The organism is Williamsia sp. 1135, assembly GCF_002095395.1.
In the GTDB taxonomy this organism is placed as follows: domain Bacteria; phylum Actinomycetota; class Actinomycetes; order Mycobacteriales; family Mycobacteriaceae; genus Williamsia.
In genome coordinates, this window is sequence record NZ_MJEI01000102.1 from 15,723 (window position 1) to 38,349 (window position 22,627).

25 protein-coding genes, 1 tRNA gene and 1 pseudogene are annotated in these 22,627 nt (G+C 63.5%); 8 read left to right on the forward strand and 19 right to left on the reverse strand.

Annotated features, from left to right (window positions below; genetic code table 11):
* Positions 1 to 21: 21 nt before the first annotated feature.
* From BFL43_RS20590 to BFL43_RS20615, 8 genes and pseudogenes are all read right to left on the reverse strand, one after another.
* A complete protein-coding gene (locus BFL43_RS20590; protein WP_084894340.1) occupies positions 22 to 738 on the reverse strand; it encodes a TetR/AcrR family transcriptional regulator in 717 nt (238 codons plus the stop codon).
* Positions 689 to 2,977, reverse strand: a complete 2,289-nt coding sequence (locus tag BFL43_RS20595) for an MMPL family transporter (RefSeq protein WP_084894341.1) — start codon at positions 2,975 to 2,977, stop codon at positions 689 to 691. The genes BFL43_RS20590 and BFL43_RS20595 overlap by 50 nt, the downstream gene beginning before the upstream one ends.
* Positions 2,978 to 3,062: 85 nt before the next feature.
* Positions 3,063 to 3,356 (reverse strand): hypothetical protein, encoded by a 294-nt coding sequence (locus BFL43_RS20600; RefSeq protein WP_084894342.1) that lies wholly within the window; start codon positions 3,354 to 3,356, stop codon positions 3,063 to 3,065.
* Positions 3,353 to 3,748 carry a DUF5995 family protein gene (locus tag BFL43_RS29910; RefSeq protein ID WP_346425987.1) on the reverse strand — a complete coding sequence of 132 codons (396 nt, stop codon included), beginning with the start codon at positions 3,746 to 3,748 and terminating at the stop codon, positions 3,353 to 3,355. The genes BFL43_RS20600 and BFL43_RS29910 overlap by 4 nt, the downstream gene beginning before the upstream one ends.
* 72 nt (positions 3,749 to 3,820) lie before the next feature.
* Positions 3,821 to 3,991 (reverse strand): annotated as a pseudogene (locus BFL43_RS29915) (hypothetical protein); the annotation flags it as partial.
* A 245-nt stretch (positions 3,992 to 4,236) separates the two neighbouring features.
* Positions 4,237 to 5,076: an oxygenase MpaB family protein gene (locus tag BFL43_RS20610; RefSeq protein ID WP_240498388.1), complete on the reverse strand. Its 840-nt coding sequence runs from the start codon at positions 5,074 to 5,076 to the stop codon at positions 4,237 to 4,239.
* A 136-nt stretch (positions 5,077 to 5,212) separates the two neighbouring features.
* Positions 5,213 to 5,413 (reverse strand): hypothetical protein, encoded by a 201-nt coding sequence (locus tag BFL43_RS29575; protein WP_240498389.1) that lies wholly within the window; start codon positions 5,411 to 5,413, stop codon positions 5,213 to 5,215.
* 15 nt (positions 5,414 to 5,428) lie between these two features.
* Entirely contained in the window at positions 5,429 to 6,103 is a 675-nt protein-coding gene (locus BFL43_RS20615; protein ID WP_084894344.1) for a TetR/AcrR family transcriptional regulator, read from the reverse strand.
* Between the two features lie 150 nt (positions 6,104 to 6,253).
* Here BFL43_RS20615 and BFL43_RS20620 point away from each other — a divergent pair.
* Positions 6,254 to 6,327: transfer RNA gene (locus BFL43_RS20620), tRNA-Leu, on the forward strand.
* 13 nt (positions 6,328 to 6,340) lie between these two features.
* On the opposite strand, the gene BFL43_RS20625 is transcribed toward BFL43_RS20620, so the two are convergent.
* Genes BFL43_RS20625 through BFL43_RS20645 form a run of 5 tightly spaced genes read right to left on the reverse strand, consistent with a single transcriptional unit; the run spans position 6,341 to position 11,201 of the window.
* The gene (locus BFL43_RS20625) at positions 6,341 to 6,766 is read right to left on the reverse strand and encodes an ATP-binding protein (RefSeq protein ID WP_084894345.1); all 426 of its coding nucleotides are present in this window, start codon (positions 6,764 to 6,766) and stop codon (positions 6,341 to 6,343) included.
* Complete coding sequence (locus BFL43_RS20630; protein WP_084894346.1) at positions 6,756 to 7,094, reverse strand: STAS domain-containing protein; 339 nt, start codon at positions 7,092 to 7,094, stop codon at positions 6,756 to 6,758. The genes BFL43_RS20625 and BFL43_RS20630 overlap by 11 nt, the downstream gene beginning before the upstream one ends.
* Entirely contained in the window at positions 7,094 to 9,073 is a 1,980-nt protein-coding gene (locus BFL43_RS20635) for a glycosyltransferase family 2 protein (protein WP_084894347.1), read from the reverse strand. Before BFL43_RS20635 ends, BFL43_RS20630 begins: the two co-directional genes overlap by 1 nt.
* Positions 9,070 to 10,314, reverse strand: a complete 1,245-nt coding sequence (locus tag BFL43_RS20640) for a GAF domain-containing SpoIIE family protein phosphatase (protein ID WP_084894348.1) — start codon at positions 10,312 to 10,314, stop codon at positions 9,070 to 9,072. The genes BFL43_RS20635 and BFL43_RS20640 overlap by 4 nt, the downstream gene beginning before the upstream one ends.
* Positions 10,311 to 11,201 (reverse strand): glycosyl hydrolase, encoded by an 891-nt coding sequence (locus BFL43_RS20645; protein WP_240498390.1) that lies wholly within the window; start codon positions 11,199 to 11,201, stop codon positions 10,311 to 10,313. Before BFL43_RS20645 ends, BFL43_RS20640 begins: the two co-directional genes overlap by 4 nt.
* Positions 11,202 to 11,665: 464 nt before the next feature.
* Between BFL43_RS20645 and BFL43_RS20650 the strand changes: the two genes are divergently transcribed.
* From BFL43_RS20650 to BFL43_RS20660, 3 genes are read left to right on the forward strand one after another with little or no spacing between them, the layout of a single operon-like run.
* Complete coding sequence (locus BFL43_RS20650) at positions 11,666 to 13,789, forward strand: AfsR/SARP family transcriptional regulator (protein WP_084894349.1); 2,124 nt, start codon at positions 11,666 to 11,668, stop codon at positions 13,787 to 13,789.
* Between the two features lie 13 nt (positions 13,790 to 13,802).
* Positions 13,803 to 14,156, forward strand: coding sequence for a hypothetical protein (locus BFL43_RS20655; RefSeq protein ID WP_143695443.1), 354 nt, complete (start codon positions 13,803 to 13,805; stop codon positions 14,154 to 14,156).
* A 2-nt stretch (positions 14,157 to 14,158) separates the two neighbouring features.
* The gene (locus tag BFL43_RS20660) at positions 14,159 to 14,620 is read left to right on the forward strand and encodes a hypothetical protein (RefSeq protein WP_143695444.1); all 462 of its coding nucleotides are present in this window, start codon (positions 14,159 to 14,161) and stop codon (positions 14,618 to 14,620) included.
* Here BFL43_RS20660 and BFL43_RS20665 read toward each other — a convergent pair whose 3' ends face one another.
* The gene (locus tag BFL43_RS20665) at positions 14,621 to 15,337 is read right to left on the reverse strand and encodes an LpqN/LpqT family lipoprotein (protein WP_084894352.1); all 717 of its coding nucleotides are present in this window, start codon (positions 15,335 to 15,337) and stop codon (positions 14,621 to 14,623) included. It lies immediately after the preceding gene.
* A 354-nt stretch (positions 15,338 to 15,691) separates the two neighbouring features.
* Here BFL43_RS20665 and BFL43_RS20670 point away from each other — a divergent pair, with 354 nt between their 5' ends.
* Complete coding sequence (locus tag BFL43_RS20670; RefSeq protein WP_020108824.1) at positions 15,692 to 15,895, forward strand: cold-shock protein; 204 nt, start codon at positions 15,692 to 15,694, stop codon at positions 15,893 to 15,895.
* Between the two features lie 143 nt (positions 15,896 to 16,038).
* On the opposite strand, the gene BFL43_RS20675 is transcribed toward BFL43_RS20670, so the two are convergent.
* From BFL43_RS20675 to BFL43_RS20690, 4 genes are all read right to left on the reverse strand, one after another.
* Positions 16,039 to 16,242 carry a DUF2945 domain-containing protein gene (locus BFL43_RS20675; protein ID WP_084894353.1) on the reverse strand — a complete coding sequence of 68 codons (204 nt, stop codon included), beginning with the start codon at positions 16,240 to 16,242 and terminating at the stop codon, positions 16,039 to 16,041.
* A 52-nt stretch (positions 16,243 to 16,294) separates the two neighbouring features.
* Positions 16,295 to 17,818, reverse strand: a complete 1,524-nt coding sequence (locus BFL43_RS20680; protein ID WP_084894354.1) for an amino acid permease — start codon at positions 17,816 to 17,818, stop codon at positions 16,295 to 16,297.
* A 218-nt stretch (positions 17,819 to 18,036) separates the two neighbouring features.
* Positions 18,037 to 18,966 (reverse strand): serine/threonine-protein kinase, encoded by a 930-nt coding sequence (locus tag BFL43_RS20685; RefSeq protein WP_346425986.1) that lies wholly within the window; start codon positions 18,964 to 18,966, stop codon positions 18,037 to 18,039.
* A gap of 71 nt (positions 18,967 to 19,037) precedes the next feature.
* Positions 19,038 to 20,717, reverse strand: coding sequence for an alkaline phosphatase D family protein (locus tag BFL43_RS20690; protein WP_240498391.1), 1,680 nt, complete (start codon positions 20,715 to 20,717; stop codon positions 19,038 to 19,040).
* A 106-nt stretch (positions 20,718 to 20,823) separates the two neighbouring features.
* On the opposite strand from BFL43_RS20690, the gene BFL43_RS20695 reads away from it, so the two are divergent.
* Genes BFL43_RS20695 through BFL43_RS20705 form a run of 3 tightly spaced genes read left to right on the forward strand, consistent with a single transcriptional unit; the run spans position 20,824 to position 22,278 of the window.
* Positions 20,824 to 21,336, forward strand: coding sequence for a DinB family protein (locus tag BFL43_RS20695; protein ID WP_143695445.1), 513 nt, complete (start codon positions 20,824 to 20,826; stop codon positions 21,334 to 21,336).
* A gap of 46 nt (positions 21,337 to 21,382) precedes the next feature.
* Entirely contained in the window at positions 21,383 to 21,829 is a 447-nt protein-coding gene (locus tag BFL43_RS20700; RefSeq protein WP_084894355.1) for a MarR family transcriptional regulator, read from the forward strand.
* Positions 21,830 to 21,855: 26 nt separating this feature from the next.
* Complete coding sequence (locus BFL43_RS20705; protein ID WP_084894356.1) at positions 21,856 to 22,278, forward strand: organic hydroperoxide resistance protein; 423 nt, start codon at positions 21,856 to 21,858, stop codon at positions 22,276 to 22,278.
* A gap of 54 nt (positions 22,279 to 22,332) precedes the next feature.
* On the opposite strand, the gene BFL43_RS20710 is transcribed toward BFL43_RS20705, so the two are convergent.
* Positions 22,333 to 22,617 carry a hypothetical protein gene (locus tag BFL43_RS20710; protein WP_084894357.1) on the reverse strand — a complete coding sequence of 95 codons (285 nt, stop codon included), beginning with the start codon at positions 22,615 to 22,617 and terminating at the stop codon, positions 22,333 to 22,335.
* Positions 22,618 to 22,627: the final 10 nt, after the last annotated feature.

A 22,627-nucleotide genomic window follows, 5' to 3' on the forward strand; every position in this document is an offset into this window, starting at 1 on the left:
ACTAGCGAAACTAGAACATGTTCACCCTCGAATCGGCGGGGTGGATTCGCTTCCGAGTCTCGCTCGCTGCTCCAGCACGAACTTCCTGATCTCATGTGGACCCACGTCGCCACCGATGACGTCTTTGATCGCCCGCCCCAGGCACACCGACGTCAGGACCCGTTCGGCGAGTTCGTAGTTCTCCCCCATCGGGAGGTAGGGCTTGGCGATCATCAGCGTGGCGACACCGTGTGCGGCCGTCCACAGCTCCATCACCACCGGCGTCGGGTCGCCCTTGTCGACGAAGCCCTCGTCCATGAGTCGCTCGATGGTTTCGGCGAAGTGCACGAAGGCCGAGTCGCTCAGCACCTCGTCTGCGTCGGTCCCCTCGGCGCAGACCTTCATGGTCGCCACCCGGTACAACTCGGCGTTCTCGACCGCGAAACGCACGTACGCCATGCCCTGCGCGTGCGCGGCCTCCCAGGTGTTGTCGTGCTCGGCACCGGCCTTGCGCATGACCTCGTCGAGCCGGGTGAAGTAGTGGGCGACAACCTCATCGATGAGGGTGTCCTTGTCCGCGAAGTGGATGTAGATGGACGGCGGCGTGACGCCCACCCGATTGGCGACGGCCCTGATCGAGACGGCTGATTCGTCACCGCTCTCCAGCAGTAGGTCAGTTGCAGCAGCGAGGATTTCCGCCCTCAACTGCTCACCCGAGCCGCGCGGGGACTTGCGCCTCCGGAGTCGATCGACTGTCATGACCACCTTCTTCACTCAACCCGAACCTGTCGTGGAACTTGCGCAGCGGCGCGGGCGCCCACCAGTTTGCCCGGCCGGCGATCTTCATGAAGGCCGGGACGAGCAACATCCTGATCAGGGTGGCGTCCATCAGCACGGCCAGGGCCAAGCCGAGTCCGAACATCCTCATGAAGGACACCTGCGAGAACGCGATACCCGCGAACACCACGGCCATCAGCAGCGCGGCCGCGGTGACCACCCGGCCGGTGCGGGCCAAGCCGTAGGCCACGGCATGGTCGTTGTCGGCACGAGTTCGGCCCGACTTGAGCCACTCCTCCCGGATCCGGGAGAGCAGGAAGACCTCGTAGTCCATCGACAGACCGAACGCGATACAGAACATGAGCACCGGCATGTTGGCGATCAGGGTCCCGGTGGTCGTGGTCCCCAGTCCTCCGAGGTTGCCGTCCTGGAAGATCCACACCATCGCGCCGAACGTCGCCGTCAGCGAGAACACGTTGAGCACCAACGCCTTGAGCGGCAAGACCACCGACCCGGTCAGCAGGAACAACAACACGAAAGTCGTCACCACGATCACCGCGAACACCTCGGGCAGGTGGTCGACGATGCTGTCGACATTGTCGACATTCTGTTGAGCCAGACCACTGAACAGTGTCGTGGCGCCGTCAGGCGGTGTCACGCCACGCAGCGCGTCGAGTTGCTCACGGCCGCTGTCGGAGAACGGATCCACCGTGGACGACACGGTGATCAGGGCGGCGTCTCCCTCGGCCATGTCCGGGCCGGGCCCGCCCGCACCCTGTCCATCGACGAAGGATCCGACGGGCGTGCTCACGGCGGTCACGTCGGGCACCTGTGACAGGACCTTGCCGTAGCCGGTGAGCGCGGCGTCGTCGAAGCCGCGCGTATCCGGGATGACGATCGTGACTGTGGCAGAGGCGTTCTGCGCATAGTCTTCGCGCAGCTCATCCCCGAGCACGTGGGTGGAAGCAGAGGTCGGGAGCACCCGGTCGTCGGGATAACCGAACTTGATCCCGAGGAAGGGTGCGCCCAAGACGAGCAGGAGCACCACCACGGACAATCCCACCGGTACAGCGTGACGCAACACGAACCGGGTCGACCGATACCACATGGATTCTTCGGGCTCAGGGACGTGTGGCTCGCTGCGTCCCAACAGCTTCCGGATCGGTTTGCGCACGTCGAGCGCATCGATGCGGGCGCCGAGCACAGCGATGATCGCTGGCGCGATGATCAGCGCGGCCGCTGCTGCCAGAGCCACCACCGCCAGACCGGCGTAGGCGAACGAACGTAGGAAGTACATCGGAAAGATCGCCATCGCTGCCAGCGAGAGAGCCACCGTCACAGCAGAGAAGAGCACGGTTCGGCCCGCTGTCATCACTGTCACCGTCAGCGCGTCGTTGCGGTCTCGACCGCCTTGCACCTCTTCGCGATACCGATTGATGATCAGCAGGGTGTAGTCGATCGCCAACGCCAGCCCGAGCGCGGTGGTGAGGTTCAGCGCGAAGACCGAGACATCCGCGAACAGCGTGAATCCGCGTAGCACGGCGGTGGTTCCGATGATCGCGAAGATGCCGATCGCCAAGGGCAGCACAGCTGCGACCAGCCCGCCGAACACCCAGATGAGCAACAGGAAGCTGATGGGGATCGCGATCGCTTCGGCGATGAACAGGTCGTGGCTGGTCTGCTCGTTCACCTGCGAGTAGACCAGGGCCTGTCCGCCCACGAGTACATCGACGCCGGGATATTGTGAGGTGAAGGAAGGATCGGTGAAACGGTCGTCGATCTTCTTTCCGTTTGCCTCTGCCTCCTTGTCGCCACCGGAGACGGTGGTGACGATCAAGCCCGAGGTGCGGTCGCGGGAGACCAATGCGCCCGCGGCCTCCGGATTCGTCCAGGCAGAGATGATGGGATTCTCGACGAAACTCATCTCATCGAGTTCCCGGACTATCGTCTCTCCCGCAGCGCGTGCGGTGTTGCTGTCGACGATGTCCGTGGTGTCCGGCTGATGCAGACGAACGACCACTTGCAGGCCGCCCCGCGCGAAGGTATCGCTCAACACCTGACTCGCCTGGGCGGACTCCGAGTCCGGATCAGAGAAACCGCCACCCGAAAGATTGGCCGCCACAGACGACCCCAGCACGCCGCAAATCACGAGCACCAGCAGGGCACAACCGAGGACGCGTTTGGGCGCGGAGATCACACCACGAGCAAGTGAAGACAGCACTGGGATGTCCCTTCGGCGATTCCTTGAGTGATCGCCGTTAAGTTATCAGCACTATCTTAGCCTCGTCAATCGGCCGTCCGGACGTTCACCCCTGGGCGGGCACGCCGTTCTCGTCGGCGTCCTCGCCCCGGTCGAGAACGATCTCGTAGCCGTACCCGAACGCCGCGAGCCGATGCTTCGGAATGTCGAACGTGCGCTTGTTGAGCAACACCGACCGGACCTCGGCGGGCAGGCGTACGGACGCCCGCACCCACAGCGGTTTGTAGGACTGTGGCATCTGCTCGAGAAGTCGATCAGAGGCGACTCCGAACACGTCCGCCATGGCCAGGTAGTCGGCGCGGAAATCTTTGTAGTGGTGCGTGTCTCGATAATTGTTCAATACACAGCTGCGAGCGAGCGTGGCAGATCGCTTTCGATGTGCGCGCGCACCCCCGCAAGCATGCCGCTGATGATCGGTAGAATGGGACGCCTCGGATCGGTCTGTTCACACCGCGACCAGGCCACCTGCCACGGCCCTTCGATCTCTTCGCCTCGCTTGTACCCCTGCAGATTCCGCAGGTAGTGCACGTGGAAATCTGGAATGAGTCGTAAAGCCCAGTCCGGGTACTGCAGGTCGCCGCGGTCGACGAGGCCGATCATCTCCTCCGTCACGATCGCGTACACGCGAGCGAACCACTGCTTGGGATCATCATCGTCGCGCAAGTCGGCCGCTATCGACTGCTGCTCGGCCAGCGTCGAGATCGCCGTCGCCCGCAGCGTCTGCAGATCCACGAGATCGCGAGGTTGGTGATCCGCGCCCGGATCGGGTGCTGCCGCCGGCGGGGTCAGCGACTCGTCGGCAAGCTTCCGCAAGGACGCGCCCAGTTCTTTGCGCAGTCCCCGCTCCACGAGCGGACCGAGGCCCGGCACGACGAACGCCATCTCGACGGTCCACCGAACCGTGCTGCCCGCGGCGGTCTCGGCGATCTCGATGCGTCCGTTGTGGTGTCGCACGGCCGCCGGGCCCGCGTAGACGCGATACGAGAAACCTCCGGTTGCCGCGCCGCGACCACGACCTCCCGTAGCACCGAGCGGATCGGCGCCGGCGTGATGACCGTGCGCAGGGCGCCGGCACGGTCATATCGATCGTCGACCCCCGGATCGTTTCCGACGATCTTGGCGCTCGACCAACGATTCATCTGATCCGGATCGGTCATCAGCCGCCACGCCTGCTCTGCCGTACACGGCAGATCTTGGTTCAGTTCCAATACCCGCACCGTTCACGCCACCGTTTTGATCTTGTCAATCTCCGCGGCGTTCATACCCAGACCTCGCATGACGGTGCGCATCTCCCGGTTGACCACCTGACTCTCGTTGCCGAGCAGACCGATGGCACGCACCACCTCCCGCAGCCGCACGGCAGGGCGCGCCACATCGACCAGATGGTGCAGCGGGGAGCGTCGCAAGCCCATCTTGCCCGCAGCCGGTTTCTCCACCCACCGGGTCGAGATCGCCGAGAAGGACATCGACAACATAGGCCGCAACATCACGTTCACGACCGCCGTCACCGGATCAGGGACGAGTGGCAGTTCGATCCGATAGCCCTCACGTAAAAGGGCTCGCGTCAACGTTTTCGACGACTCATCGGGTTCGAGTTCGAACTGCGCACCAATGTCGAACAGTTGTTGTGCCGCGGCGAAGTTCTTGGGGAGCAGCGCATCGTCGACGCCGATCACCCAGCCGATCCAACGCCACAGGTGGGCGATCGCCTCACGCTCAGCCGATGCGTATTGAATCCCCAGGTCGCCTGCCACCGTCATCGGCAGGGCGAGGAATCCTCCGCCGATGGTCAGGGCGCTGTACGTCTGATTGATCGGGACGCCCCACTCGGCGACATTCCAGTCTTCGTCGACCAGGAGGCTGTGACGCACCATGGCGTGGATGAGCCGGATCTTCAGCGTCTGAGACCAACCGTGGCCGCCGGGCGCCATCTGGCCAGGCGCGGTTGCGAGCGCAACCCAGCGTCCGGTGCTGAGCACGCGGTCGTAGGTGTGGTCGGCCAGTTGACCGGTGGCCACGAGCGGGCGTACGAATCCACGGGCCTGATAGCCGTAGATCAACGATTGGTACAGCGTGCTCGACTGCAGGGTCCCGAACTTCCACCAAGCACGTCCCCCGGCCTCCGCGACAGCTTCGTCGAACCAGGGCGGGGGCGACGACGCGGTATCGAGGAGCGCGCGCAGCGCAGGCGGAGCTTCATCTATCCGGCCGAGGGGGTCGTCGAGGATGCGAGACCTCGCGCCAGCCGAAATCAGCGAGTCCGACCATCTCCGATATCGCGGCCTGCGCTAGTGGGTCGCCCTGGCCCAAACCCGCGTCCAGCTTGTCCACGAGCTCCGGGTGACGCGCCCGGACGCCGTCCCAATTCGTCGCACCGGTGATATCGGAAGCAGTCATAAAGACATCGTGTCTTTATCGTTCCAGCACGTCAAGCACCCTCGCGGTATCGGTGACGGGCAATTGCATCTCCGGCAAGCGGATACCGGCACCGCCCGCGCCCGCAAAGCCCTCCCAGACCAGGTCCGTCACGTGATCGACGAGTTCGACGCGATCCATCGTTCGCGCTTTTCCCCACCACGCAACGGTCGTCCAGATCGCTCCCACCAGCGCGCGAGCCCACGGCGCCGCTGCCCGCGGATTGCCGCCGACCTGCTCGAACCCGACCTGGAGCACCTGCTCCAGGAACCCCGTGACATGCGAGTCCCCCACGCCTGATTGCATTCTGGGTGCCAGCACGGCCGCGAGCTTGCTGTTCTCTTCCATCCAGCGGGCCAGCACGTCGACCGTTGCTCGCGTCTGCGCGCGTGGCTCGTCGACATCGTTGAGCGCCGAGGCGATCCCGACGATGATGCGATCCGTGTGCCGTCGGGTCAGCTCGGTCAGGAGATCGTCACGATCGGCGAAGGCCGCGTATACCGCCGACCGGGTCAGTCCGGCTCGGCTCGCGACACCGGCCAGACCGAAATCTGTTCCATGAGCAGCGATCTCGGCTTCGGCCGCGTCGAGCAGTTGCTCACGACGAGCTTCGGGGTCGACCCCCGGTCCCGGCGGTCGACCTCGGCTACGACGAGAAGAAACGTCAGACATGGACACAAGTCTGCCATTCCATAAGTAGGACTATGGCACGCGGCACCTATCTTGACCATGGTCGTTGTAACGTTTCGGGGCGTCGTGGGCTCCCCCGTCCCGACTGCCCGAAACGATCGTGAGATTCTGTTGGGGTTCGCCGAACGGCTCGCCCCCATAGCCCAATCGGCAGAGGCAGCGGACTTAAAATCCGCCAAGTGTCGGTTCGAGTCCGACTGGGGGCACAGCGACAGCTCTTCAGAGCGTGCGGTTTCGTACCAGCGTCCACTGATTTCGGTGACCTGCGCGCCGATAGGACAATTCATCGAGCACGGTGAGTGCAATGGCAAGACCCCGGCCGCGCTCGGACAACTCGTCCGGCAACTCGACGGATTTGAGGTCCACCCGGGCCTGCTCTCCGTCGTCGGAAAGCTTCGCGACGATACTGTCCGGACGCACCTCGAGTTCGACGCGGATCGACACGCGCCCCCCGTCGGCATTCTTCGCGTGCTCGATGATGTTGGCCGCGATCTCGGCCAGGGCCAATTCGAATTGCATTGCATCCATGTCGTTCACCGGCGCAGCGGCCAGCAGCTCGGACAAGAGCAGATGCACCCGCTCGACCGTATCCGGCTCCGCTACCTCCTCGAGAACTCTCCCGACGGGGTTGTTGTCAGTCGGCATCGAACGCGCCGTCCGCCGAGGGGTGCGAGCGCAATACGCGATTGAGGTTGGTGAGCGACAACACCGACTCGACTTGGGTGGACGGAGCCGCGATACGCAGGTCGCCACCGGCCTGCCGGGCCACCTTCAATCCGGAGATGAGCGCTCCGAGGCCCGACGAGTCGATGAAATCCGTCGCCGAGAGGTCGATGACAATCTTGGTGGATCCCGACTCCACCAGCTTGTGCAGTTGTTCGCGCATGGCGGGGGCGGCGACCATGTTGAGCCTTCCCTCTGGCCGCAGAACCACGGCACCCCCACCGGTGGTACGCGTTTCGAAGCTGCTCATCATTTCCCTTCGGTTGTCGATCCGCGATAGCGGACCGCTTGGATCACGACACTGAGTACAACGAGGTCGAACAACACCCAGAAGAGATTCACGCCGACACCGAGCACCGAGACCGCACCTCGATAGAGCTGCACGATCCCGATGAACGACGCCACCACCAACACGGTCATGGCGACGAGCTGGGGCCGGATCAGGTGCCAGGGCACTGCGTTCTGCTCCTGTCGGGTCTTGGGTGTCACCGCGAACCCGAGCGGCCGCTTGAAGTAGACGTTGCGAAAAGCCGTGGTGCACGACTTGATCCACACCGGAAACAACGCCAAGCTGTATTGCTGCCCGCGCCAGGTGGACTTTCCGCGCCCGATGATGAAGAACAACAGCTGATTGAGCACGAGGAACGGGATCAGTCGGACAAAGAAGTCGAAGCTCAGGGCTTGGACTGGGAGTATGCCCAAGATCAGATAGACCGCCGGCGCAGCGATGTACGCCACCGCCGCGAACCCGGCGAGATAACTCCACATCGTGGCCCAGTACATGAGCCGCTGCGGGATGGTGAGGCCCTTTTGCACCAACGGGTTCTCCCGCAACATCACCTGAATAGTGCCCTGAGCCCAACGCAGCCGCTGTGTGATCATCGTCTTGGCGTCTTCGGGCGCCAGCCCCAGCGCGAGCACCTCATCGTGATAGGCCGACCGCCAGCCCATTCCGTGTAGGCGCATACAGGTCGCCATGTCCTCGGTGACCGAGATCGTCGCCAGGGGCAACATCGGCTGCGCTTCGTCGTCTCGCCCGACATCCACCGCGCGGATCATCGCCCGAATGGATTCCAGGGCCCCGAGCGGTGACCACTCGCGACCCGCGAGGGCCGCGAAGGCATCCTCGTCGAGTGGCGCGGCACCCGACTCATTCTCGGCGAGATCGTTGAGGGCCGCGATCGCTTCCAGGTCGGCTCGGATCATCTGCATGTCGGACTCGACAAGCAACCTCGCCGCCACGTCCACCCGCTGTTGGAAGTCGTAGGTGATGTCGGCGAGTTGCTTCTCCGCTTTCAGTTCGGCCCGTGCGACCCGGACGGCGTCGTCGACCGAATCCAGTGCCGCGATTGCCTCGGGATTGTCTTTCCGGACCTGCTTGCGGGTCTTCCTGATCACGGCCTTGGCCGCCCGCAGCGATTCCTCGATGCCTTCCTCGATGGCGCGCACATAGCCGGTGATGCCCAGTTGCATCAGGGCTTCACGCCGCAGTACCGCGTTGGAGCCACAGAAGAACGCGGCATTCCAGCCGTCTTTGCCTTGCTGGATCGGCCCGTAGAACAACGGTGCCTGACTACCCAGCGGATCGTTGGGCGGCACGTTGACGAAGTACTGCGGCGTCTGCACCAACGCCATCTTCTCGTCCCGGAAGTAACCCAGGGTGCGCTCGAGGATCTGCGGCTCTGGGACCTGGTCCGCGTCGAGGATGAGGATGAACTCGCCGTCTGTCTGCAGTAACGCGTTGTTGAGATTGCCGGCCTTGGCATGTCGTGGTTTGTCGACCCAACTCTCGGTTCGGGTCAGATAGCCGATGCCATGCTCTTTCGCCAGCTGCGCCAACTCTTGCCGGTCACCGTCGTCGAGTATCCAGGTGGTGTGCGGGTACCGGACGCGCGCTGCCGCCTGCGCAGTACCCATCACCATCTCGATGGGCTCGTTGTAAGTGGTGATGAAGATGTCGACTGTGGCGCCCTGGGGCGGCTCGCCCGGTTCTCCGCGGCGCCGCAAACGCCACATGGTCAGACCGAACAGCAATGAATCGATGAGACTGTACGTTTCGGCGACCACGAGGGGAACTGCGATCCACCAGGCCTCCCAGTTCACCGAGACCAACCAGCGCCAGACCACGTAGTTGACACCGAGGATCGCCGTGATCACGATCAAGAGGCGTAACCACGGCGAAGGCGTCGTCCTGAGGTCCCGTTGGGCCTCGACGCGGCGATCCGTCATCCCACGTCGTCCCGGCGCACCGCCACCACCGTGACATCGTCGAGCGGTGCACTGCTCGACGCGAGCGCGGCCACCGCGGAGCACAGCGTCGTGGGATCGGAATGCCCGCGAACGAAGTCCTGGACGGTATGTGCATCGCTGTCTTCGGACAGCAGGTCCAGCAGCCCGTCGGACACCACGATCAACATGTCGCCCGGGTGAAGGGTGACGGTTTCGGCGGTCCACACTTCGTCGACGAGAACACCCAACGGGAGCCCACAACCCGGCAACGGCTCGACGCCCCCGGTTTTCCGGGAAACAAGGCCGAGCCCGTGCCCGGCATCGATGTAGTCGACGTGTCCCGTCGAGCGCTCGAGCCGGGCGTGGAACAACGTCACGAAGCTCTCGGTGCTGGAGAGGTCATCCGCGACATGGCCGGCCACCAGAGAGACCGCTTCGCCGAGACTCGTCCCCGGCTTCGCATGCTCTAGGGCTTTGGACGCCCCACGCAATGCCGACCGCACGCTGGCGGTCAGGATGGCCGCACCCAGCCCCTTGCCCATGACGTCCGCGACGGAGAACACCGCGCCCTCGTCGGTGAGGTAGTGATCATAGAAGTCGCCGCCGACGGCGTAAGCAGGCACACACATCGACCGCACCGAATACCCTCTTATCCCGTGCAGCGGAGCGGGCAGCAACTGGCGTTGGACGGCGGCGGCGCGTTCGAGATCGTCTGCACGTTCGAGTTCACGCTGAGCCCACGCAGCCAGTTCGCGAAACGTCGCCTGTTGGGACTCGTCGAAGGTCCGGGGCGAGGTGTCGTAGACGCAGAACGTTCCAACCGGCTGATGACCCGGCCCGTACAAGGGGTAGCCGGCGTAAAACCTGACGCCGCCCTCGCCGCCCACACCCGGTAACCGGGCGAACTCGGGTACCCGCTCGAGGTCATCGACGATCAGGGCCGGATCCGCAGGCTTGGTGTATGTGCGCGCCACAGTTGTCTGACATACGGTCTCTGCGCGCGGTACCTCTGACAACGGCAGTCCCTCCACCATCTTGAACCACAACCGATCCCGATCGAGGAGCGCGACCGACGCCATCGGGACACCGAAGATGAGCCTGGCCATCCGGGTCACCCGTTCGAATCGATCTTCCGGTGGCGAATCGAGGATCTGTAACTGATCGAGAGAGCGCAGCCGCTTCTCCTCGACTTCGGGTGGAAGAACGAGCTGGATTTCTGCGATCTCGGTGTCGACACTCATCGATTCAACGCTTTCTGCAACGCCTCGGTCATCGCCGCTGCTGATCCGGGAGAACTATCGATACTCCAGTCGGCCTCTTTGTTGAAGTCGAACCACACAAACCCTGAGACTGCTGCCGCGTCCGCCAAATAGTCGACGAGGTCTACAATCCATTCAGGTTTGGAGCCACCTTGCTCTGCACTGCCCACTTCGGTGACGAGAATGGGTTTGCCGGAGGAAAAGTCCCGGAGCTGAGCGAAGGATTCACCGAACAGTTCTCGTGGTGAGGTCCACTCGCCCCCGGGTATTGAAGTACCCCAGTTGTATCCATCGATTCCGATGACGTCGACGACATCGTCGCCGGGATACCAGTCCACCAATTGTTCGCCGTCGAGAACAACATTCGGTGCCCAAATCCATCGGACGTTCTGCACGTTCTTGATGGCGAAAATATCCCTCACATGCCGCCAAGCCTGCACGTACGTCTCGGGTGAGGTGCCGCCCGCCTGGCTCCACGGGTACCAGGTGCCGTTCGGTTCGTGAGCGAAACGCAAGTAGACGGTCTGCCCCCACGCTGCGAGTTCGTCGGCCCAGCGGTAGAGGTAGTCGTCGTGCGCTCCGGCGATGATGGACTCCATCGAGAAGGCCGAATGGTCATAGTTGTCACGGCCGAGGTGTTTCCAGGGCTCCCAGGTCACGATCGGGTCGGCGCCCGTACGGCGCACCAGATCGAGACCGCCGATCGGAGGAGCCGCCGCGAAGTCCGAGAAGGCCAGGACGATGCTCGGACGTTCACCGACCAGACCGGCCACTGCTGTCACCTCATCGGATGCCGACAGCCCTCCCGGCGTACCGACGCCGAATCGCAGACACGTGCGGGCGGCAATGTCGAAGGTTGCCGTATCCACCGAGCAAGGTGATCGGGTCGAACATGCGAATACGCCGGTGGATGCAATCAGAACGCTGCAGATCACCGCAGTGAACCGGAATACCGCTGATGAACTCAATGCACCCCCCTGCCGGTTACTAGTACCCCCCACTTTGGAAATCATGCGTTTGGCAGGACACATCTTTGTCTCCCGGCAAGACGCACATGCCATTGTTCCCGATCGACTCCATTCCTACACCGCAACCAACTCAGCCGACGTCACATTGAACCAGGCGGCATTCACACCCGATTTGTCCCCACTGTAATTCACAATTCCCGCCAGGACGGTGGCCGTAGGGTACTTCCCCTTGCCTTGCCGCATTCAGATCACACTGGATTGGTGGATCGCTCGTGTCCGCGTACAGGTGTCCGCTTTGTCCGGCCACCGATACGATCAGGTTGCGAACCATCACCCCCGAACCACAACGCGCATACAATCCGCGCGTGGAATACCTGCTGCTCGGGCACATGGAAGTCTGCGCCGCCGGACGCCCCCTCTCCCTCGGCGGGATCAAGCAGCGAGCCGTTCTGGCGATCCTCCTCCTCAACGCTGGAACCTGCGGGGATGTGGACCGGTTGACCGAACTCGTGTGGGATGACAACCCACCGGCCAAACCGATCACGTCTTTGCGCGCCTACGTCGCAAACCTGCGGCGCACCCTGGACGACGCCGGCGGAGGAAGGCGGCTGATCACCGATGCCACCGGATACCGCCTCGACACCCGCACGGACACCGTCGACATCACGACGTTCGAAAGACTCACCGCTTCCGGGAGAAAAGCACTCACGGTGGCCGACCCGGTTGCTGCTGAACGAGACCTGAAAGCCGCCGTCGACCTGTGGCGTGGCCCAGCCCTCGCCGATTTCCGCCATCAACGCTTTGCCGACAACGAGATCCACCGGCTCGGCGCGTTGCGTTCGGTCGCCACCGAGGGCTATTTCGAAGCGGGACTGCTGCTCGGCCGTGACACTGAACTGATTGCTGGCCTCGAAGACCAGTTGGCCATCGATCCACTCCACGAACGGGTCTGGGGCCAGCTGATGCTCGCGCTGTACCGGTCGGGTCGGCGAGCGGAGGCCCTGCGCGCCTACCGTGCACGCACCGAGCTCGACACCGAACTGGGCGTTCGGCCAGGAGTGGCGCTCGAACGACTGCGCGAGGACATCGCCAACCAATCCCCCGACCTCGAGTACGCGCCGCTACGTGTCGAGATCTCGCCGGTAGCGGTCGCGACCGAACAACGACAAGGACTTGTCGGTCGGTCTGCCGAGCTGACCCGATTGAAGGGTCTCCTCGATCGGATGGCGCTCGGCCACGGATCAGTGGCCGTGATCCGAGGGGCCTCTGGAATGGGTAAGACAACACTGGCGTCGGCGGTGATCGATGACGGCACGAGTCGGGGAATGGCATCTGCCTGGTCCGGCCAGCCGGACGGCGTCCGCGAACCACCGATGTGGGCGTGGGTCCACATCATCCGCCGACTCTCCGAACGCGCCGACCCCGCCGCGCTCGAGCAGGCGCACATCGTGGCTACCGTCATCTTTCAGAGCTTCGGGTCGCACGACGGTGCGCACACCAGCCACCTCACCGCGGAGGCGCTGGAGTCCCGGTTCGAAGCACCGACCGAGATAGCCCTGGTCATCGCCCTGTTGATCGGGCATACCCCGACCATTGTCGTGTTGGACGACTTGCACCGCGCCGACGTCTTCGATCGACTGCTCAGCCGACCCGGCACCACGGTCATCGCCCTCAAGCCGCTGACAGACCAGTCCCTGCGTGACCTCGTGCTCGCAGAGACGGGCGTGGAGGCATCTGCGGCGTTCGTGGACTCTCTGCGAAAGCGCACCGGCGGCCCCTTCTATGTTTGCGAGCTGGTCCGGTTACTGCACACGCAGGGGCACCTGCACCCAGAGACCACGACAGTCGAGCTGGCCGGGATGCCGGACGCGGTCGTCGGGGTCGTCCGTCGACGCATGTTCGATCTCCCCAAGAGGACGCGCGAAGCCCTCGGGATCGCCGGCATGATCGGCGTCGGTGTCGAATCACAACTTCTCGCAGAGGTTCTCGAGACCACCGGGGCAGAATTGCGCAGCCGATTGGCCCCTGCATGCCGAATCGGCCTGCTGTCGGTCAGCACCGGGCTGGCCTCAGCGGTACTGGTTCAGTCACGACGTCGTCCGCGAAGTGGCAGTCGCGGAATACCCCTCCACGCGAAAGCAAGTGGGTCACGCCCGCATAGCGCGGGCGTTTGCCGCCCAGGCCGAGACTGCCGGCTACGACCGCGCGATCGCGGCTGCGGAGCACGCTTGGCGCGCGGGCGGCGAACTCGAACCCGAGGTCGCGTCAGACCTACTGGACAACGCTCTTCGCAGGTCGGTCTCGCGGTCCGAATACGCCGACATCGCCGAACTCACCGAGCGGGCATTGGAGATGACCCATCGACTGCCCGAGGGCGACTCGCGCCTGGAGCGTCAAGCGCGCCATTGGCTACAGCGCGCATCGGTGTTGGCGGTTCTTCGTGGCCACGCCTCCGAGGAGGCCACCACGGCACTCACCAACGCCTTTGACGCCGGTCTGGCGATGTCCACCAACAGCGGGTTCACCGCGGCGGTGGCCTTACGGTGCGCGATGCTGGTCGCAACGGCCAATTACCGAGAGGCCGGTTCGCTCGGCGAAGGGTTGCTGACGTTGTACGCCACCACCGGCGACCCGATCGCGGGCGCGGCGGGCTACTACAACCGCGCGGTCGCCGCTTTCATGGATGGTGACCTCGACGCCGCCCTGCGGGCCGCAGACGATCTCGTCGATAACGTGCCCGCGCAGACCCAGGACAAAACCTCTCGTTCGACGTGCGTGTGTTCGGGATCGCCGCGGAGGTGCATGCACTGCGTGGCGATGCCGGGCGCGCCCGCGCGATGGTGCAGAACGGTATAGACATGGCGAACGCCCGTGGCAACGGCTTCGCGGCGGCCGTGATCTCGGTCAACCTGCTACAGGTCAACGCAATCGTCGGTGATATCGCCGGAACTGCCCGCGCTGCAGCTGACATCATCGTCGAGCTGCAACGCACGGCCGGTACGGCGGATCTGCTCGGATCGGCCCATCTCATCCAGGCGTGGGCACGTGCCCTCGAACTCGGCGGACCGGACACCACCTCGCAGATTCGTGATGCGCTGCTGGAGCACACGTCCGGCGGTACCAGGATCTTTGTGCCGCTGTACCTCATGTTGCTCGCCGAGGCCGAGGCCGAGCACGGTCACCTCGACCAGGCCCGGACGACGTTGCACCGCGCGACGCTGACGGCCCGGGCATCTGGCGAGCGGGTGTGGGAACAGCGGTTGCCCGCGCGCCGTGAACTCCGGCCCGCGAGCAACCGCCTCACCGAATCGGCGGGATGATCAGGGTTCGATCGTCGCCGTGTCTATGGTGTTCGCCGCGTCGCCGAGGATGTCGGCCTGCGCCTGATCGCTCGTTCCGTTGAGCTGCAGGATGTAGGTTTCTCCGCTGGGCGTGGTGATGATCACGGTCTTCTGCGCGCTGAGAGCCTCCGTGCCCTCGAGGTCGTAGGTGGCCGCGATTTCGTAGGCGGGAAAGCCCGACAGCGTAGCTTCGCGCTCATAGATGATCTCCGCGCTCGGCAGATTCTTGAGCTCACCGCCCGCCGCCTCGATCAGTGCGTCGGCGTCGACGTTGCCCTCCAGCCTCGACATCAAGGCCACGAAGTTGGGCGTGTAGTCCGACCCCGATGCGTCCTCGCCGGTGTAGACGATTGCCGCGTACGCATAATCCGGTGTGTCGTCGCCGGCCGGCGACCACCCCTCCGGGATCGGCAGATCGATGGTCGGCGCGTCCGGATCACCCATCTTGATGGGCGTCTCCTTGATGTTGTTGTCCTTGATGTAGTCGGCGATCGTGAAGTTGGTGCCGGCAGCGTCGTCGATGTCCCGCGGTTCAAGCGATTCGCTGGTGCTCGCCGACGACGTCGATGCAGCCGCCGACGATGTCGTCGAGGACGCGCTGCTGTCCGAACTGCTGTCGCTACCGCAGCCGGCAAGGGTCACTGCGAGCGCCATGGCCGCTACGGCGGTGGCTGATCCTATCTTCGAGAGGTTCATCGCTGCAAGATAGCGATCGCGGATTGGAACTCGATTGGATCGAGTACTACGGTGCTCGAGCCCGTTCCCGACGCAGGTCATGAGACAGCAATTCCGGTGCATCGCAACACTTCCGGCGTAACAGAACTTACCGTGCCACCCGGCCGACGGCTACCGTCTCGGTGGCACTGCACCCGCTCTCGGTCGCTCGCCCGACCCCGGCCCATGTCCGCGCGGCACGCCCGGCGAAGGCCTTCTCACCTGCGACGAAGAAATAATCTCGATCACCGCTATCGGTTTGCCGCGATCCGTGCAACACTATGTGCAGGGGCGTGTTCATGCGTTCTGCAGGAAAAAAGAGAGAAGTACTTTAATATGGCACAGGGAACTGTGAAATGGTTCAACGGCGAAAAGGGCTTCGGCTTCATCGCCCCCGATGGCGGTTCGGATGACGTATTCGTTCATTACTCTGAGATCCAGGGTGGCGGCTTCCGCACCCTCGAAGAGAATCAGCGAGTCGAGTTCGAAATCGGTCAGGGCGCAAAAGGCCCGCAGGCTACCGGAGTAACCGCGATCTAAGTCGCCAAACTTCAAAAAAAGTGAGCTGGCTGAGCGAAGCAATCGCCGCCAGCTCACTTTTTTGCGTGTAAGGGCAGAGTCAACCGGCCACACCAACTGCGTGTTGGCCCCGGTGACCTGCCCCTTTCCTTCTCCAGCCGCGCCTACTTCGCCTTCAGCGAAGACTCCTTGTGAGCGGCCTGCTTCCCCGACTTCGACGACTCCACGATCCAGTACGGGTCGTCGTCACTGGCCTTGAACTTCTGCCCGTCGAACGTGAACTCTTTGGTTCGCTTCTCGACGGCCTTGCCCTCGGTGGGACCCTGTGGGGTATTCCATGACACGGTGTCGTTCTTGTTGATCGCCATGAACCCGAGGGTAGCGATGCCGCCACCCCCGGGCCAGGTGTCTACAGACGGGTCAGTGCTCGTCACCGTCGCCATCGTGATGTTTGCGATCGTGCTCTGGGTGCGGCACCGGTGGAATGATCCCCGGCACCACCGGATACTCACCGGTGTACCCGACCCGCGCTTCTGCCATCGTCAAGACCCTCCCGCGCACCGCGTACCAGCCTCCGATGAGCATCGGGGTGATCACGATGATGGCGACGAGGTTCCAGTAGTTGTCGTAGCACATCAGGACCGTCACGGCGGCGAGGAAGAGCAGCGTCGCGTAGCTGGTCCACGGAGTCCACGGCAGCCGGAACGCGGGCCGTTGCAGGATGCCCTTCTTCTCCCAACGATAGAGCTGGATCTGGCACAGGACGATCATGCCCCAGGTGGAGATGATCCCCAGCGCGGAGAGATCGAGCGCGATGTTAAATGCCTCTTCGGGCACAACAAGATTCAGCAGGATCCCGAGTAGTGTCAGCACACCGGTGAGCGCGATGCCACCGAACGGCACGCCATTCTTGTTCATCTTTCCGGTGAACTGCGGCGCGCTGCCGTTCATCGCCATCGAGCGCAGGGTGCGGCCGGTCGAGTACAAGCCGGCGTTCAGGCTGGAAAGTGCGGCGGTCAACACCACCATGTTCATGATGCCGCCGGCGGCGGGCATACCGATGGCGGCGAAGAACGTCACGAATGGACTCTCCCCTGCCGCGTAATCGGTGTACGGCAACAGCAATGCGAGCAGGACCAACGAACCGACGTAGAAGATCGCGATGCGGAAGATCACCGAGTTGATGGCCCGGGGCATGATCTTTTCCGGGTTCTCGGTCTCGCCGGCTGCGGTGCCCACCAATTCCACTGCGGCGTAGGCGAAAATCACCCCCGAGGTAACCAGCACCAACGACCACAAACCTGTGGGGAACAACCCACCATTGTCACTGAGAACGCTGAAACCCGTTGCCTGGTCGTTTATCTCAAAGCGTCCCGCCAAGAAGATGGTGCCGACGACCAGGAATGCCACCAGTGCGAACACCTTGATGATCGACGCCCAGAACTCCATCTCTCCGAACCACTTCACCGAGATCATGTTCAGGAGGAGCACGAAGACGAGAGCGACCAAGGCGATCGACCACTGGGGAATGTCCTCGAACATGCTCCAGTAGTGGACGTAGAGCGCGATGGCCGTGACGTCGACGATCGCGGTCATGGCCCAGTTGAAGAAGTACAGCCAGCCGGTGACGAATGCTGTTTTCTCGCCGTAGAACTCGCGCGCGTAGGACACGAACGATCCCGAGGACGGGCGATGAAGCACCAGCTCACCGAGGGCGCGCAAGATGAAGAAGACGAAGACGCCACAAATGGCGTAGACGATGAACAGTCCCGGCCCGGCGTCACGGAGTCGGCTTCCGGCCCCCAGGAAGAGGCCGGTACCGATGGCACCGCCGATGGCGATCATCTGGATCTGCCGAGGCTTGAGTCCCTTGTGATAGCCCTCGTCCTCATGGGCGAGCGCGGAGTTGTCGTATCCCGAACTCTCTACCGGAGTTGTACTCATCGTTGTAAATCCTCACGATTGGTCTGCAGCACGGTGCGGTTGCGGGCGGTCCCCGGCAGCTCCGGTCCGCCGCTGCACCGTGCCCGAAGGGGAGTCACAGGCGTCTATCCAACTGTTCAGATAAGACGTGTGCAACGTTAACCGCGGTCCGCTGTTCTCGACACTCGGGGAACGTGAACACTGCGTAAGATCAGACATCGTGCCGTCCGGATGCGCTGTCAGCGACCTCTCGTCCGCAATCGTGACCACCCGAACGGGCGCGGTGAGTCCGGTGGCACCGGCACGTCACGCAAGACGTTCTTGATCAGATCGATGAGCTCCGAACAGCTTTGGTACCGCTCCGCCGGATTCTTCGCCAGCGCCTTGCCGAGTATCGAGTCCAGGGCAAGCGGCAGCCACCTGCGCCGGTCACTGACCTTGGGCGGAACACCGGCAATGTGCGCGTGTACGATCCCGAAGGTCGTGGGATACGGGAACGGTGGCCTGCCCGTGACCAATTCGACGACGGTACAGGCCAGCGAATAGACATCGGTGGCTGTCGACAGTTGTTGACCCTGAAGCATTTCGGGTGCAGCGTAGGGAATCGAGCCGACGATACGTCCGTTCTGTGCGACGGGGCGGGTATCGTCCAAGAACCGCGCGATACCGAAATCGGTGAGCACAGCCGATATTTCGGTCTCATGTCCGATGAGGATGTTCGACGGTTTCACATCGCGATGTAGCACGTCCATGCGATGCGCGAAATCGAGTGCCTCCGCGATCTGGGTGAGCACCTCCAACACCAGCGGCATCCGTGCCTGTCCGTGCGGTGTCGGGATCAGCACCGCCGCGGTGGTCCCCTCCACGTATTGCATCGTCATCCACAGCGCGCTGCGCACCTGCTTTGGCCCGAGCACCTCGCCTGCCATCTCGCCGGAGCGATACATGGCCACGATGTGCGGGTGTTCGAGGGTGCGGGCGAGCTCGAACTCCCGCTCGAACCGCGTTCGTGCGACGTCCACGGCGGTGAACTCGGTATCGAGGACCTTGAGTGCCTCGATCCGATCGTCAACCGGGTTGTGAACCTTGTAGACCTCGCTGGTCCCTCCGCTGCCCAGATGGGCGCGCACGGTGACACCGGCAACTCGGGTACCCGGAACGAGGATCACGGGCACAGCGTAGAGCGAAATGCCGTCCCCGGCGCGTCGAAGCTGCCGGGGTCAACTCTGCGGCGGGGTTGTCAGGGTGTCAGCTCCATCTCGTGGGTACGGGTGAGCAGTTGCGTGCCGTCGGCGCCGGTGGAGGCATGGTCGATCTGCACCGACGCTTGATCACCGTTGAGCCGCAAGGACATCACACCATTGTCGAACCACGGGCCGGCTTGCGCTTGCCAGGTGATGGGCACGTCGCCGACTCCGGCACGCCGAGAGAGGAATCGCATGAACTTCACGATGGGCTTGCGGATGGCCACGCGGTTGACCACCCGGATCGGACGTTCGAGCGGATTCCGGAACGGCGACATCGTCAACTGGTACAACGCGGTCCGCTCGGTGCCCCGGTCGGTCAGATCGGCTTGGGCGACATACGAGCAGTGCACGTCACCCGAGAGCCACAGGATGCTGGCGGGAGGGCGTGCGTGATCCACGAGTTCATCGACCAGACCGAGCATGTCCCGGAAGGAGTTGCCGAATGCTGCCCAGTGCTCGAGGTCGAGCTCCAATCTCAGCTTCTCGCCGACCTTGGCGAATCGTCTGCCCCACGCACCCTGAGCCACCGCTTCATTCCACTGCTCGAGGTGGTGCAGCGCAGGCAGCATCAGATACGGCAGCGACGTACCGAACACAATGTGTCGGGCGGATGTCTCGGTTGCGCGCTCGCTGAGCCACTTCCACTCGACGTCGTCGAGCATCGCGCGCCGCTCCGGATCAAGGTCGCGAGAACACCGCGAATCGATCATGATGATCCGGGTGTTCCCCAGGTCGCGCACGTAACTCCAGCGAGCGGATTCTGGCTCACTGTCCGCCAGGAGTGCGAAGTCGGACAACAACTTCTCCCGCTCATCGCTCGTGGCCGCGGCCCGAATCTTCGCGTAGAGAGCATCTTTCCCGAGTTCGTCGGGCGACAGGTTACCGAGATGCTGATAGATGTAATACGACGAGAACGCCCCGATGACACGGCGGCGCCACCAGGACTTCTGCTCCATGGTCTTGCGCCAGTCCAGGGAAGAGTTCCAGTCGTCGCGTAAGTCGTGGTCGTCGAGAATCATGCAACTGGGAATCGACGCCATCAGACCATTGACCTCATCGACCCCCCACGACTCGCGGTAGAGCCACGTGTATTCCTCGAAGTCACAGATCTCCTCGAGTACTTCCTCTCCGAGTTCGGGATCGGGGCGGGCCGCTCGCCTTTCCCGCAGCAGCGCTTTGATCTCTGGCGACGGATCGTCGGCGTACACCTGGTCACCGAGTAGGAGCAGCAACTGTGGCCATTCGTCGGGGCCCTGATCTGCGACACGGCGCGCCAACCCCGCCAGCCCGTCGGCACCGATCGCCTTGAGGGATTCGTCGTCGTAGGTATCCCCACGTCGGCACGATCCGAATGCGACGGTCAGAGGAGCGTCGTCCGCGGCAGTGTGGAGTCGGCCACCAGACCGGACGGTGACGCCGGCCTCTCCGACATCAGCGGCAGCGGTGAGCGTCACCGTGTAGTCGATGAGGGTTCCCGCGGGAAGTCCGCGCAGTTGGATCACCGCATAGTGGTGGTCGTGGACATCCCAGGTCTGCTCCATCCCGGACTGACCTGTCGACGTGCTGACCTCCACCGCGCATTCGCGATCGGTCTCGACCCACACGGTGGCACGCGTGGAGTCGACGAAACGCAGGATGGGGCCGAGAACAAGCGCAGGGCTTTCGATACTCACGGCTACCACGTTTGCACGCGCAGCCCACCTGCGCACTGTTTGCCGGTCAGACGCGCGTAGGGAGACGAGAAACGGGTACTCGGCGAACCCCAACGGAAGGAACCTCGTGAACGAGTCCGAGATCTTGGTCGATGCTTTCGCCCGGATACACGACGTTGTCCATGCCACCGTCGACGAGCTGCCTCCCCCAGCGCTGACGTACCGCATCGATTCCGACGCCAACACGATCGGCTGGCTCATCTGGCACCTCACCCGAGTGCAGGATGACCACATCGCGGGCGTCGCCGACTCCGAACAGGTGTGGACGGCTGCCGGGTGGGCAGAGCGCTTCAAGCTGCCCTTCGATGCCTCTGACATCGGATATGGCCACTCGTCAGCCGACGTCGCCGCCGTTGCAGCCGATCGAGAACTGCTCCTCGGCTATCACGATGCGACCTACGAACGGACACTCGACTACCTGCGGTCGCTGTCCGGAGCGGATCTCGACGCTGTCGTCGACGAGAACTGGACGCCGGCGGTGACACTGGGGGTGCGGCTGATCAGCGTGATCTCCGACGATCTGCAACATGCAGGTCAGGCCGCCTACGTCGCCGGTGTCTACGGGCGATCGCAGAATTGAGGCCGTCTTAGTTGTGCACAACTGAATTGTGGGCTATCCTTCAGGAGTGACCGCACTTCATCTCGATCGCCAGCTGTGCTTCGCGCTGTACTCGGCGTCGCGGGCGACCACCGCCGCATATCGCCCGCTGCTCGACCAGATCGGGCTCACCTACCCCCAATACCTCGTACTGCTCGTGTTGTGGGAAGAGAAGCAGGTCACCGTTCGCAGACTGGGCGAGCGGCTGCACCTCGATTCGGGCACGCTGTCGCCGCTTCTCAAGCGACTCGAGGCCATCGGGTTCGTTCAGCGCCGAAGATCCGCCGCCGACGAGCGGTCCGTCGAGATAACACTTACCGAGTCCGGTCGTGAACTCGAATCCCAGGCTCAGTGCATCCCCGAAAACCTCTTCGGCGCAAGCGGATTGAGTGTTTCCGAGATCGAGAACCTCCGCGATGCGGTCCAGGCTCTGACCCAAGCCCTCCGCGACGTCGGCACATCCGCCGACTCGTGAGCAATTCACAACGAAAGGCACCTCAGATGAAAGCCATCTACACCGCCGAAGCACTGGCCACCGGCGAAGGCCGCGACGGCCACGCACGCACCTCCGACGGCAAGGTCGACCTCGATCTGTCGATCCCCAAGGAGATGGGCGGCAGCGGGGTCGGCACCAACCCCGAGCAGCTCTTCGCAGCCGGCTACGCGGCATGCTTCCACTCGGCCCTGCGTATGGTCGCAGGACAAGAGAAGGCGGACGTCACCGACTCGACCGTCGGCGCCCGGGTGGCGATCGGCAGCCTGGACAACGGCGGCTTCGGCCTCGCCGTCGAGCTCGAGGTGGCCCTGCCGAACCTCGACCACGAGACCGCGCAGAAGCTGGCAGACAAGGCCCACGAGGTGTGCCCGTACTCCAACGCGACGCGCGGCAACATCGACGTCAACGTGGTCGTCACGGACGACTGATCCTCGCCGCGAACATCGGCCCGCTTCCACCACATCTGGTGGGGCGGGCCGTTCTCATCGTCCGGCGGCCGAGCGCACCTCGGCGATCAGCGCCTCGACAGCGGACTTGCCGGCCTCGTCCACAGTGAGGCTCATGAACGACGACATCGCCAGCAGCACGTCGAACTGAGGCGGCTTCTTGGGCTTGCCCAGCAACGAGGTCTTTTCCTTGATGGTGTACTCACGGAACGTCGACACCGGGTTGCGAGCAGCCTCGTCCTTCCCGTGATGGCGGAACTTCGCAACTGTCGCGCCATCGAACACAATGGACTCGCCGTTCATCCCTACGACTTCACTCATCATTCTCACC

Excerpts from the sequence above, each read along its gene's own strand:
- BFL43_RS20705 (WP_084894356.1), top strand. The coding sequence starts at position 21,856 with ATGAAAGCCATCTACACCGCCGAAGCACTGGCCACCGGCGAAGGCCGC.
- BFL43_RS20625 (WP_084894345.1), bottom strand. The coding sequence starts at position 6,766 with ATGCCGACTGACAACAACCCCGTCGGGAGAGTTCTCGAGGAGGTAGCG.
- BFL43_RS20635 (WP_084894347.1), bottom strand. The coding sequence starts at position 9,073 with ATGACGGATCGCCGCGTCGAGGCCCAACGGGACCTCAGGACGACGCCT.
- BFL43_RS20630 (WP_084894346.1), bottom strand. The coding sequence starts at position 7,094 with ATGAGCAGCTTCGAAACGCGTACCACCGGTGGGGGTGCCGTGGTTCTG.
- BFL43_RS20660 (WP_143695444.1), top strand. The coding sequence starts at position 14,159 with ATGGCGAACGCCCGTGGCAACGGCTTCGCGGCGGCCGTGATCTCGGTC.
- BFL43_RS20670 (WP_020108824.1), top strand. The coding sequence starts at position 15,692 with ATGGCACAGGGAACTGTGAAATGGTTCAACGGCGAAAAGGGCTTCGGC.
- BFL43_RS20615 (WP_084894344.1), bottom strand. The coding sequence starts at position 6,103 with ATGTCTGACGTTTCTTCTCGTCGTAGCCGAGGTCGACCGCCGGGACCG.
- BFL43_RS20640 (WP_084894348.1), bottom strand. The coding sequence starts at position 10,314 with ATGAGTGTCGACACCGAGATCGCAGAAATCCAGCTCGTTCTTCCACCC.
- BFL43_RS29575 (WP_240498389.1), bottom strand. The coding sequence starts at position 5,413 with ATGACTGCTTCCGATATCACCGGTGCGACGAATTGGGACGGCGTCCGG.
- BFL43_RS20675 (WP_084894353.1), bottom strand. The coding sequence starts at position 16,242 with ATGGCGATCAACAAGAACGACACCGTGTCATGGAATACCCCACAGGGT.
- BFL43_RS20710 (WP_084894357.1), bottom strand. The coding sequence starts at position 22,617 with ATGAGTGAAGTCGTAGGGATGAACGGCGAGTCCATTGTGTTCGATGGC.
- BFL43_RS20680 (WP_084894354.1), bottom strand. The coding sequence starts at position 17,818 with ATGAGTACAACTCCGGTAGAGAGTTCGGGATACGACAACTCCGCGCTC.
- BFL43_RS20590 (WP_084894340.1), bottom strand. The coding sequence starts at position 738 with ATGACAGTCGATCGACTCCGGAGGCGCAAGTCCCCGCGCGGCTCGGGT.
- BFL43_RS20665 (WP_084894352.1), bottom strand. The coding sequence starts at position 15,337 with ATGAACCTCTCGAAGATAGGATCAGCCACCGCCGTAGCGGCCATGGCG.
- BFL43_RS20655 (WP_143695443.1), top strand. The coding sequence starts at position 13,803 with ATGTCCACCAACAGCGGGTTCACCGCGGCGGTGGCCTTACGGTGCGCG.